The following is an 11,732-nucleotide window of genomic DNA, read 5'->3' as shown; positions in this document are numbered from 1 at the left end:
ACTCTCTTTCGTACATGTTGTGTGAGCCTGGTGAACAGGCTCACGAATTTATTAGCTAAGTTGATCGATTAATTCGTCGTATTTTGGACTATTGAGAAAATTTTCCACCGAGATATGTTTTGCGTTTGGAAGCTTGGCCTTCGCACGATCTGTCAAATCCTTATGGGTGATGACGATGTCTGCATCATCCGGAAGATTGTTGATCGACGTATTGGTCACTTCTATATCCAGTCCGGCTTTTTTCACTTTATTTCGCAAAATGGATGCGCCCATTGCGCTTGAGCCCATTCCTGCATCGCACGCAAAGATGACTTTGCTGACGTTTTCCACATTGATTTGCTGCTCTTCAGCTTGCTCTTCTTCGGCATTTGTCAAGGCGGAAACGGCTTGGCTCTTCTTCCCTTTCATCTGCTGCATCTTTTCTGCTGCCGCTGTTAAATCTTCTTCTTCGGCAGCTTTGGACGTCTTTAAAATGAGTGATGCGACGATAAATGAGACAGCTGTTGCCACAAGCACGCCCAGGATGATGCCGATGTGATTTCCTTTCGGCGTCATCGCCAGAACCGCGATAATGCTTCCCGGAGAAGGAACGGCGGCAAGTCCGGCGTTAAAAATAGAGAATGTCAGAACGCCGCTGGCGCCCCCTGCAATCGCTGCCAAAATCAAAAGCGGTTTCATCAAAATATAAGGGAAGTAGATTTCGTGAATCCCCCCGAGAAAATGGATGATCGCAGCGCCTGGGGCCGTTTGTTTTGATGCGCCCCTGCCGAAAATCATGTATGCCAAGAGAATACCAAGCCCGGGTCCCGGATTGGCTTCAAGCAGGAACAGAATCGATTTCCCCGTTTTTGCAGCTTCTTCAATTCCAATCGGGCTTAAAATGCCGTGGTTGATCGCGTTATTTAAAAACAGAACCTTTGCCGGTTCGACAAATATGCTCGCCAGCGGCAGCAAATTCGCATGTACGATCACTTCAACCCCTGCGGCCAATGTTTTATTCAAACCGAGCACGACCGGACCGATCGCCATAAATGCGAGTGCCGTCAGAATAAATCCGACGATTCCGGCCGTAAAGTTGTTAATGAGCATCTCAAAGCCGGAACGAACTTTATCTTTAAAGAGCTTGTCTGTCTGTTTGATCAAATAACCGCCGAGCGGCCCCATGATCATGGCGCCGAGAAACATCGGAATATCAGCTCCGACGATGACCCCGATCGCAGCCGTCGCCCCGACGACGCCCCCGCGGTGGTCGTACACCATCTTACCGCCGGTGTATGCGATCAGAAGCGGCAGCAAATACTTGATCATCGGGTCTACCAATGTAGCAAGCGCTTCATTTGGTATCCAGCCTGACGGGATAAATAGAGCGGTAATAATCCCCCATGCGATAAATGCGCCGATATTCGGCATGATCATGCCGCTCAAATGGCTCCCGAACCGCTGAATTTTCACCTTTACACCTGATTGCTGTTTGTCTTGCATTGCATAACCCTCCTTTATTGTCCTTTCATGGCGTTAAAAAAATAATGTCGAATAATGTCGGCCTTGCTTTTATGTTAAAACGCTTACACCCCTTGGCTCAATTGAAAGAAAGCGCTACTTTGGCATGGGCGGTGTGACAAAATTTAAGAAGCTTTTAAATCAAGCTCCCGTCGAACGCATAAAAAAAAGACCTTCTTTGTATAGAAGGCCTTTCTTAACATTCTTCAATTTTCAACGGTTTATAACCGGCTTCTCTCAGCTTTTCCGCAATCGCTTCGTATCCCGCGCTGTTCGGGTGAACCTTGTCAAACGATAAGTATTCCGACTCATGTCCTTTAAAAACCGAATGTATGTCGACAACCTTGACATAAGGCGCTGCTTGCAGCTGTTGTAAATGAGCGTTAAAACCGGAAATCCATTTTTCCGCTAATTCGATTTCCGGAAACGGATTGTATAAGTTGAGCAGCCGGATAAAGTACCTCTCATTTTTCTCTTTTAATTCCCTGATCTTTTTCAGCATTGCTGAATAGTTTTTCTGACAGTGTGAGGAAGCTTCCAAAAAAACGTGCTGATCCTTTTCTCTTTTATAAGCTTCGAGAGATTGGATCAGATCGTTTCCGCAGCCTGTTATCGTGATGGCATCCGCTTTGTCGATGTGGTTCCTGATGAAAGGGCGGTCAAGCATGCTGAGAATTTCGGCTGTTGTAAGACCCGATTTAGCGAAGACCGCTAACGTAACGTTCTGCTTCAAATCTTCTTCCATTTTCTTTTTGTAGCGCGGAACGAATCCCGGTTGAAAAAAGCCGGCACCGACTCCGACGGTTAAGGAATCGCCGAGAGCGGTATATACAATTGCCATATCCTTTTCCCCCTCTGATTTTGCCGCATCTGCCGCGGCAGCTACGATATATGTACTCATAGGCGGGTGAAAAGGATACTGCTTTTTCTTTAAAAACCCAATTTCCTTGAAATCTCAAGCGCAGCCTGTCTGACTCTTTCCGTCAAATACGGAAGCCGGTCGTTTTGAAAGCGGGCTTCAAATCCGGCAATGCTGATGCCTGCTACGATCTGGCGTTTATTGTTAAAAATCGGCGCAGCGATGGCGGAAGTGTAGTCTTCAAGCTCTGAATGACTGACGGTATAACCGCTCCGGTACGATTCATCCAGGACGCGTGCAAGCTCGTCCTTATCGCGGATCGTTCCCGAGGCGATCGGCACCAAATCGGTTTTCCTGATATACTCGTCCCGCTCCTCCCGCGGAAGAAACGTCAGGATGCTCCTTGCACAGGCTCCTGCATACAGCGGTGACCGCCTTCCGATTGCCGTGTAAAGGCGGACCGTATGCGTTCCTTCTATTTTTTCTATGTACATCGCTTCATCGCCCTCTCTGACGATTAAATGGACGGCTTCATCGACTTCATCGCGCAGTTTTTCCATGACGGGCAAAGCGATTTTCCGGATATCAAGCCTGTCGGAGACGAGCTGGCCGTACTGCAGAAACAGCAGCCCCAACGCATACATCCCGTCTTCATCTCTGTCAAGAAACCCCATATCTTCAAGCGAACGGACCATGCGGTAAACAGACGTTTTCGGCATGCCTGTAAGCTCAATCATGTCATTGAGCGAGAGCTTTTCCCTCGTCAAAAATAGATTGAGCAGAGTCATGGCTTTGACAACCGTTTTATTCTTGCTTTCCATCCCTTCCCCTCCTGAGATACATCATACCATGTATTCAAGCTTTATTCTGGCAGCAAGTTCAACGATTTTTGTCTCTCTTTCAATGAACAGGCGCTCCGCTTCCTCAAGCGCAACCGGCTGAAATTGCAGCTGCTCTCCCGGCATCAGCTGTGTAACGGCTGAACGGTCGGCAGAAATCACATGGGCGATTCGCGGATAGCCGCCGGCCGTCTGCCTGTCTGCAAGCAGAACAATCGGATTGCCGTCAGGGGGTACCTGAACCGTTCCGAAAGATACGGCTTCAGAAATCATTTCAAGGGGGCTTTTCAACTCAAGCGGATCCCCTTCAAGACGATATCCCATCCGGTCTGATTTTGCCGTCACGCGGAATGTGCCTGACATCAATCGCTCCTGTGAAGCATCTGTAAACTGATCGAACTGTTCGCCTTTGATGACGCGGATTACCGGGTTCTTCTTCAGCGGGAGAAAATAGCGGTGATCGACGGACCAGTTCGGTGCGGCAAATCCGCGGGTTTGGCGGTTAGATGCAAGCTGTTCTCTGATGTTTTCCGCTAAAGGCGTGGTCTCCCCGGCCGTTAAGCAGTCGCCTTTTTGCAGCGCTCTTCCTTCAAATCCGCCGATTCCGGCCCTCACGTACGTGCTTTTGCTGTCCATGACGGACGGGACGTCGATTCCTCCGGCAACCGCCATATAAGCGCGGCTGCCCCGCTTCGTCATTCCGAAGTTCAGAACGCTTCCCTCCCCGACAAGGACCGGTCGCCACAGAGGCACTTCCTCATCATTCACCATCAGCGAAAAATCAGCTCCCGCCACCGCTATCAACGTCGTTTCGGCAAAGCGGAGAGACGGCCCCGGCCCCATCAGCGTCACTTCAAGCGCCGCTTCATTCCCGCCGTTTCCGGCCAGGAGATTGGCGATGCGCAGCGAGTCCGCATCCATCGCTCCGCCGACGATGACACCGTATTTTTGAAATCCGGTGCGCCCGAGGTCCTGAACCGTCGTCATAAGACCGGGCTTCAACACTTCTATGCTCACGATTCTCCCTCCTTTAATCTGTCGTACTCTTCTTCCGTCACGCGGACAAATTTGACAATATCCCCGGCTCTCAAAAGGGTCGGCGGCTGTTCGTGAGGTCTGAACAGATCAAGAGGCGTATTGCCGATAAGCTGCCAGCCGCCCGGTGTTGACAGCGGATAAACGCCGGTCTGCATGCCTGCTATTCCCACAGAACCGGCCGGAATAGCCGTCCGCGGGGAAGAACGCCGCGGAGCCGCTATTTTTTCAGACATTCCGCCTAAATAAGGGAAACCCGGCGCAAAACCGAGCATATACACGAGGTATTCCCCCGCTGTATGGATGTCGATGACTTCTTCGGGAGTCAGTCCGTTGATCCGGGCCACTTCCTCCAAATCCGGGCCGAAGCGGCCTCCGTAGCATACGGGGATTTCGACCGTCCGGCTTTCGGTTTCTTCCTCGGCGGTCATCTCTTCGAGGCATTTTTGAATGAAGGCTTTTACTTTTTCATACGGAGAATCGAATGCGGGGCCGCCTTTCATCTGCTGATAGACTTCAAACGGATGATAAAAAACAGTCACGCTCGTAAAGGCCGGTACACATTCAATAAAGCCCGGAAACGGATGATGTTCAATATGTTTTGTTAATGCGCTTACCAGTTGGTGTGTCCGTTCATTAATTTCCGTTCCAAGCTGGATGAGGACCGCCGCATCCCCGAGCGGTGCCATTTTAACGTCAGATCGATTGTTCAATTTTACATCACCTTGCCTTTCCTCCCCAAAATCAAAAATCAATACAGAAGCATCGTCCTGTATTGATTGCAAACATGTTATAAAACGCCAAGCTGCTCATCCCGAATATCCGTAATCAGCATATGCCCGGGCGCATGCGTGATCACAAGCTCCGGCTTGACATGCATTGCTACAGCCTGAGGCGTGACACCGCATGCCCAAAACACCGGAACTTCCCCTTCTTTGATCGTCACCGCATCGCCGAAGTCAGGATGTGCAATGTTTTTGATGCCTATGGCTTCAGGGTTTCCGATATGGACCGGACCGCCGTGGACGGCGGGAAACCTTGATGTGACCTGAACGGCCCGCACCGTCTGTTCTTCCGGAACCGGTCTCATGCTGACGACCATCGGTCCTTGAAACCGCCCGGCTTTGACACAAGGAATATTCGTTTGATACATCGGAACATTTCGGTTTTCTTCAATGTGTCTGACAGGAATTCCGTTATTGAGCAAAGCTTGTTCAAACGTAAAGCTGCAGCCGATCAAAAAACCGACCATGTCATCCTCCCATAAGGACGTGATATCTGTCACCTCATCCGTCAGTTCGCCCCGCCTGTAGACGCGGTATCTTGGAAAATCGGTCCGGATATCGGCGCCGGGCGCAACGATGGACGGAACGGGAGAACCCGGTTCGGTCACATCGAGTATCGGGCACGGCTTTTGATTCCGCTGGCAAAACAGAAGAAATTCAAACGCCAGCTCCTTTTTTAAAATAACCAAATTGGCCTGGGCGTAGCCTCCGGCCATGCCGGCCGTCGGTTCTGAAAGCTTGCCTGTACGGATCAAGCCGCGGATTTCTTCAGGCTGCATCATTTGTAAGTTTCAATTGATCATCCCCATAATTTTGGAATTTCAGTGACCAGCGTAATGCCGCCCATAACCGCCATGATGATCACGACGATAATCCCGGGAACCGTAAGCCAAATCGGATGTCTGTAATCTCCGACGATGTCTTTTTTATAAGCGCCGATTAAAAGGGCGCCGAGTGCGATCGGCAAAATCAAACCGTTCAAAGCTCCGGCAAGCACCAGCAGGTTGACGGGTTTTCCGATCGTTACAAAACAAAGCGTGGAAATGACAATAAACCCGATGATAATGGTGCGCGAATTTTTTTCAATTTTAGGCGAAAATGTTTTAAAAAAGGATACAGAGGTATAAGCTGCCCCGACAACTGATGTAACGGCGGCCGCCCACATGACGATCCCGAACATTTTATAGCCGATATTTCCCGCAGCAAGCTGAAAAACTGAAGCAGGCGGATTGTCAGGGTTGATTTGCAGTCCCTTTGATACGACGCCGAGAACGGCCAAAAAGAGTGCAATCCTCATAACCGTAGTAATTAAAATACCGGAAATAGAGCTTTTCGTTACTTGAGGAATCGAATCCTTTCCTTTGACGCCTGCATCAAGGAGACGGTGTCCTCCGGCAAATGTGATATAGCCTCCGACAGTTCCGCCGACAAGCGTCACAATCGAAAGGATGTCGATATGATCCGGAACCACCGTTTTCACAAGCGCCTCTCCGACCGGCGGGTTTGTCGTAACGGCTACATAGACGGTCAGCAGGATCATCACGGCACCAGCGATTAAAGTAAACCGGTCCATCGCTTTTCCGGCTTCTTTAATCACAAAAATTAAAATCGCGATGACAGCGCTGATGAGCGCTCCTGTCTGCGGAGAAACACCGAATAAAACCTGCAGCCCGAGTCCGGCGCCGCCGATGTTCCCGATATTGAAGGCCAGTCCGCCCAAAACGACGAGGACTGCTACAAAATAGCCGAGGCCCGGAAAGACGAGGTTGGCGATTTCCTGTCCCCTTTTTTCAGAAGCTGCGATAATTCTCCATACATTCGTTTGTGCGATAATATCTAAAATAACGGAAATTAAAATGACAAAACCGAAGCTTGCGGCCAAGCTTTGCGTAAATACCGTCGTTTGCGTCAAAAATCCGGGTCCGATTGCAGATGTGGCCATCAAAAAGGCCGCACCTAATAATAATGTCCAGTTGCTTGAAGCTGATTTTGTTTTTTTATTTTGCTCCAATTCGCATTCCTCCTTCTGCCAGCATCATGTTGAAAAAGCTTTAATTGTAATGTCCGCCTGTTCGAGCTCTTTGCGGATCTTTTTCGCAAATTGCAGGGCGTGTTCCCCGTCGCCGTGGATGCATACCGTATCGGCTTTGAGACTGACATCGGTTCCCTGGCGGCTGCGGACTTTCCCTTCCCTAACCATCCGGATCACCTGGCTGACGGCTTCATCATCATCTTGAATCAGCGCATCACCCTGCGTACGCGGAGTCAGCGTCCCGTCTTCCTGGTATGTACGGTCGGCGAACACTTCATGAGCGGTTTTCAGGCCGGCTCTTTCCCCGGCTCGGACGAGCTCGCTCCCCGCCAGGCCGAACAGGATCAGCTCAGAATCTGTATTGTATACCGCTTGAGCAATAGCATCCGCTAATTCTCTGCTTTTTGCCGCCATATTGTATAGCGCTCCGTGAGGTTTTACATGCTGCATTTTGACGCCTTCCGCTTTTAAAAATCCAAAGAGCGCGCCAATTTGATAAACGACGAGATCATAAGCTTCCTGAGGCGTGATCGCCATATTACGCCGGCCGAATCCGGCTAAATCCGGAAGTCCGGGGTGCGCGCCGATTTGAACGCCTTTTTCCGCCGCCATTGCGACGGTTTTCCTCATCACGCTTGGATCTCCGGCATGAAATCCGCAAGCGATGTTAGCCGATGTGACAAACGCCAGAATATCTTTGTCCAAACCGATTTGATAGGCGCCGAAGCTTTCTCCCAAATCGCAGTTCAGATCAACATGATTCATCAAATCCCCCCCTATTGATTCGCACAATTCGTCGAAATGTTGTTTTTCCCCTTTTTTGTTCCGATTTTCGGAACTTTAATTCCGAATAATCAAACATAATTTGATTATAACAGGGATTAGCTTTCTTGGCATCACATTGTCAGAAAAGCTCACATAAAATAAATCGTTTTTACTACGCATCATTCCGTCCGAAGAACCGTTTCTTCCGGCGTGTTTGCTTATTTTATACGGAATTCGTTTTTTTAACATGCTCAATAAAAAAAGAGCCGTTTCAGCTCTTTTTTATTGTTATCTCAGCACCCAATGCCTGATCGCTTTCGCGACGCCATGGTCTGTATTTGTATCCGTAATCCAGTCCGCCGTCTCTTTGACGATATCCTGGGCATTGCCCATTGCTACACCCAGCCCTGCCTCTTTAATCATGGCGATGTCATTTAAGCTGTCGCCGACCGCCATCACATTCTCCATTGTAAAGCCGAGGCGCTCGGACACTTTTGCCAAAGCCGCCGCTTTATTGATGCCGATCGCATTGACTTCGATGTTCGTCGGGCTGGAATTGGTGACTTCGAGCTCTTTGTTCTTTTTCAGCTCCTCCAATACCCGGTTCCTCACCTCGGCATCCGGAATGTCAAACCCGAATTTCAGCCATTCATATGAATGGATATCTTCGGGAAATTCGCCTCTCCATACTTTATCAACGCTCGCCGCCCAAAAATCGGTATTATGCAGATTCCTTAACTCCCACATCATTTTCACATGATCAGGATGAAGCAGCTGTCGTTCGACCAGCTGAAAGGAGGAATCCCAGATTTCGCTTCCGTTTGCCGTGATCAGGAAAGAAGACAGCTTCAGCGATTCCGCGAATTCACGGCACGTCATCAGCGTGCGTCCGGTGCTGAGCACGACATAAACCCCTTTTGCCTCGGCTTCTTTTATCGCTTTCCGATTTTCTTCCGAAATGGTCTGTTCATCATTCAACAGCGTCCCGTCCATATCCAATGCAACAAGCTTTACATCTATTCGATCTTTTTGACTGACTGCCACGATATAAAATACCTCCACTTTTTTTAGGCTCCTTATATTCTAATATAAAAATCGCCCGGGACAAAGAAATCGCGACAAAAGCCTCTCTCATAATATATGATCGCATTCTTTTTGCACGATTGTCAGGCTGCCATTTTAAGAAGAAACCGAGCAATAGCGGCAGTTCAGATCACCAACATGAAGATTAAAACATTATTTCATACTTGAAAATGCCATTTTGTAAATATTTTGTCATTTCATCTTTATCCTCCCATTCCAAAAATCGGTATAATTATTGTCGAGAGTATAATGATTCCATATGAAAAGAGGGATTTTTGTTGAAAAAATGGTTGATGGCAAGTGCGGCAAGTGCAGCAGTTCTTTTTGGTACATTTTCATCGGGCATTCCGGGTCTTCCCGGTGCAGGCGCTCAAGTGGCAGAAGCGGCTTCAAAGCTGCCTAAGGGGATCGGCGGGCGCGCTTATTTGAACAGTACAGGCTCTATTTTCACGGCTAAGATCCAGCTTCCGAGCAATATTGAAGTTGCAAACGCGACTGCTTATATTTATTCAGGCTTCAGCGCGAAAAACGGAACCGAGTCGGATATCGGCCTTCAATACAGCACCACCTACAAGGTCTGGAAGCCGCTCATGAAAGTCGGTTCAAAAAATGAGGAAACGTATATCGAAGGAAAAGAGCAATTCACATATACGAAAGGCTTTCGCCCCGGAAGCACGGTGCAAATGACGATTTATAAAAATTTGAACGGCAATACGCGTGCAACTTTCTGGGGAACGAACAATGACGGTTATACCGGCCGCATCATTATGGAAATTCAAGGAACGAACATCAGCACTCTTTTAAGATGGAAAACGCTTGCCACTGCCGCGGTATCGTCTGAAAGTCAGCGCGATGCCATCAGAGCCAACTTTTCAGCCGCTTTTAACGGCATAACAATCGACAATAAAGCGGTCACGCCTGTCGTGGATACGCAGGACTTTGCAACGGTTGTCCCTTCCGGAAACAACGTCACGATCTCTGTCAAAAAATAAAAAAAGCCGCCGGCAATACCCGGCGGCCTTTCCTTGTTATTTTCCGCTCTCCATATAAATCCCCAGCTCGGCTTCTGCAACCTTTTGGCCGTTCACAGATGCCAGCCCTTTCCCGAATAAAAATCCGCGCTTATAGCGGAGCACTTCAAAATCAAGGTCAAGCTTGTCGCCCGGAACCGCCCGGCCGAAGCATTCCGCCTTTTTTACAGAAGAAAGAAAGCCGATTTCCGCGCCTTCCGTCAAGGCTGTGAAAGCGGCGGTCTGGGCCAGTGCTTCAATGACGATCGAAAACGGCATCTCCTTTTGCGTTTCCGTGATGTACCAGTCATTTTCCGATATTAGTTTATATCCTTTCGCCGATTTCCCCGGCTGATTTTCAACGATGCGGTCTACGAATAAAAAGGGGTACCGGTGCGGAAGCGCAGTCATATTCACAGTCATCATCCTTTTTATCTCATTATACTGTATATTCTCTCATTCTCCCACGATTTCGGGTATACTAAGTCAAAAGGAGGAGACTACATTGAAAAGTGCAAACCCCTATCTCTTTATAGACGGCTGTGAAGAAGCCATCGCATTTTATCAGGACGCCCTCGGCGGAGAAGTTCAAAACGTTCAGCTGGCCGACGGAATCGAGTCGTTCAAAGGACACGAAGGAAAATATCTGCACGCCGAACTTCATCTCGGGGACAGCGTCATCCATTTTTCTGACGTTTTTGGAAAAGTGACAAAAGGTGACCATGTCAGTGTCACGTTAGAGTGTGAAAGCGAGGAAGAAATCCGCCGGGCATACGAAGCGCTGAAAAGCGGAGGACAAGCATCCCTCGAACTGCAAAAAACGTTTTGGGGCGCGCTTCACGCCAATGTAACGGACAAATATGGCGTAAAATGGCTGCTGAACTACCAAATGCCGAAAAGCTGACGTTCTGTTTTCAAAAACAGAACGTCAGCTCTCTATCCGTCAATGCTGCTCCTGAAACACCCGTTTTGCAACGTTCACCGCGTTCAATACACGCGGAAATCCTGTATAAGGAACGCACTGCAGCATCGTCTCCGTTATTTGCAGAGGCGTCAGCCCGACATTCAGCCCCGCATTGATATGGACATGAAGCTGCGCTTCACAGCCCCCTTGAGCGGTCAAAGCAGAAATCGTGATCAGCTCGCGTTCTTTCAGAGTCAAGCCCTCCCTCGAATAAATATCTCCGAATGCGAATTCGACAATATATCGTCCAAGATCAGGCGCTATGTCCTTCAACGAATCGATTACCTTCCTTCCGCCTTCTCCATCAATGGCGCGTAAATTTTCAAATCCGCGCGTGTATCTTTCTTGATCCATATTGATCCCTCCCTGAAATGAATCCTACACGTTAGAGCGCGCTCTAAGGCAAGCTTTTTTTAGTATAATAGGGAATATGGATAACACATTTACTATTCAACAGACCGCACAATTGACAAAGCTTTCGGCCCACACGCTGCGATATTATGAAAAAATCGGCCTTCTTCCAGATATTCGGCGCGACCAAAACGGGTACCGCGAATATACAGAGTCCGATATTTCCTGGATTCATTTTTTGCTTCGCCTGCGGGAAACGGGAATGTCGATCGAAAACATGAAGACATTTTCATCCCTGCGCAGCCAAGGAAATGAAACAGCCGAAAAACGGAGGGACATGCTGAAAACCCACCGCCGTAAAATCGCGGAGGATATCGGCAAACTGCAAGCCAATTTAGAAAAGATCGATGACAAAATCGATTATTACGAATCTCTTGTGAAAGCAGCAGATTCAGGATCAGGAAATCCAAACAGATGAAAAAAGCAGGGGGCATGCCCCTGCTTTTTCT

The 11,732-nt window shown here is 48.7% G+C and carries 14 protein-coding genes; 3 read left to right on the top strand and 11 right to left on the bottom strand.

Annotated elements, in window-relative coordinates:
• Positions 1-51: 51 nt before the first annotated feature.
• From NSQ39_RS02740 to NSQ39_RS02700, 9 genes are all read right to left on the bottom strand, one after another.
• A complete protein-coding gene (locus NSQ39_RS02740; RefSeq protein ID WP_175076940.1) occupies positions 52-1,482 on the bottom strand; it encodes a PTS mannitol transporter subunit IICB in 1,431 nt (476 codons plus the stop codon).
• A gap of 214 nt (positions 1,483-1,696) precedes the next feature.
• On the bottom strand, positions 1,697-2,341 hold the full coding sequence (locus NSQ39_RS02735) for a GDSL-type esterase/lipase family protein (RefSeq protein ID WP_175076939.1): 645 nt from the start codon (positions 2,339-2,341) through the stop codon (positions 1,697-1,699).
• A gap of 89 nt (positions 2,342-2,430) precedes the next feature.
• The gene (locus NSQ39_RS02730) at positions 2,431-3,180 is read right to left on the bottom strand and encodes an IclR family transcriptional regulator (RefSeq protein WP_175076938.1); all 750 of its coding nucleotides are present in this window, start codon (positions 3,178-3,180) and stop codon (positions 2,431-2,433) included.
• Positions 3,181-3,201: 21 nt separating this feature from the next.
• Positions 3,202-4,215, bottom strand: a complete 1,014-nt coding sequence (locus NSQ39_RS02725) for a 5-oxoprolinase subunit C family protein (RefSeq protein ID WP_175076937.1) — start codon at positions 4,213-4,215, stop codon at positions 3,202-3,204.
• Positions 4,212-4,922, bottom strand: a complete 711-nt coding sequence (gene pxpB / locus NSQ39_RS02720; RefSeq protein ID WP_175076959.1) for a 5-oxoprolinase subunit PxpB — start codon at positions 4,920-4,922, stop codon at positions 4,212-4,214. Before pxpB ends, NSQ39_RS02725 begins: the two co-directional genes overlap by 4 nt.
• Positions 4,923-5,023: 101 nt before the next feature.
• Positions 5,024-5,797, bottom strand: a complete 774-nt coding sequence (locus NSQ39_RS02715) for a putative hydro-lyase (protein ID WP_175076958.1) — start codon at positions 5,795-5,797, stop codon at positions 5,024-5,026.
• 20 nt (positions 5,798-5,817) lie between these two features.
• Positions 5,818-7,029, bottom strand: a complete 1,212-nt coding sequence (locus NSQ39_RS02710) for an NRAMP family divalent metal transporter (RefSeq protein WP_175076936.1) — start codon at positions 7,027-7,029, stop codon at positions 5,818-5,820.
• Between the two features lie 24 nt (positions 7,030-7,053).
• The gene (gene pxpA / locus NSQ39_RS02705) at positions 7,054-7,815 is read right to left on the bottom strand and encodes a 5-oxoprolinase subunit PxpA (RefSeq protein ID WP_175076935.1); all 762 of its coding nucleotides are present in this window, start codon (positions 7,813-7,815) and stop codon (positions 7,054-7,056) included.
• A gap of 288 nt (positions 7,816-8,103) precedes the next feature.
• Positions 8,104-8,859 carry a Cof-type HAD-IIB family hydrolase gene (locus NSQ39_RS02700; protein ID WP_175076957.1) on the bottom strand — a complete coding sequence of 252 codons (756 nt, stop codon included), beginning with the start codon at positions 8,857-8,859 and terminating at the stop codon, positions 8,104-8,106.
• Positions 8,860-9,173: 314 nt separating this feature from the next.
• On the opposite strand from NSQ39_RS02700, the gene NSQ39_RS02695 reads away from it, so the two are divergent.
• Complete coding sequence (locus NSQ39_RS02695; protein ID WP_175076934.1) at positions 9,174-9,890, top strand: YrpD family protein; 717 nt, start codon at positions 9,174-9,176, stop codon at positions 9,888-9,890.
• Between the two features lie 36 nt (positions 9,891-9,926).
• Here NSQ39_RS02695 and NSQ39_RS02690 read toward each other — a convergent pair whose 3' ends face one another.
• Positions 9,927-10,325: a 3-hydroxyacyl-ACP dehydratase FabZ family protein gene (locus NSQ39_RS02690; protein ID WP_046131608.1), complete on the bottom strand. Its 399-nt coding sequence runs from the start codon at positions 10,323-10,325 to the stop codon at positions 9,927-9,929.
• 88 nt (positions 10,326-10,413) lie between these two features.
• On the opposite strand from NSQ39_RS02690, the gene NSQ39_RS02685 reads away from it, so the two are divergent.
• Complete coding sequence (locus tag NSQ39_RS02685) at positions 10,414-10,812, top strand: VOC family protein (protein ID WP_046131609.1); 399 nt, start codon at positions 10,414-10,416, stop codon at positions 10,810-10,812.
• 39 nt (positions 10,813-10,851) lie between these two features.
• Here NSQ39_RS02685 and NSQ39_RS02680 read toward each other — a convergent pair whose 3' ends face one another.
• Complete coding sequence (locus NSQ39_RS02680) at positions 10,852-11,226, bottom strand: carboxymuconolactone decarboxylase family protein (RefSeq protein WP_046131610.1); 375 nt, start codon at positions 11,224-11,226, stop codon at positions 10,852-10,854.
• A gap of 76 nt (positions 11,227-11,302) precedes the next feature.
• Here NSQ39_RS02680 and NSQ39_RS02675 point away from each other — a divergent pair, with 76 nt between their 5' ends.
• Entirely contained in the window at positions 11,303-11,701 is a 399-nt protein-coding gene (locus NSQ39_RS02675; protein ID WP_175076933.1) for a MerR family transcriptional regulator, read from the top strand.
• The last annotated feature ends 31 nt before the right edge of the window (positions 11,702-11,732 follow it).

Origin of the sequence: Bacillus sp. FSL W8-0848, from assembly GCF_038007805.1 — a bacterium.
GTDB lineage: Bacteria > Bacillota > Bacilli > Bacillales > Bacillaceae > Bacillus > Bacillus glycinifermentans.
This window is presented reverse-complemented; position numbering and strand designations above follow the sequence as displayed.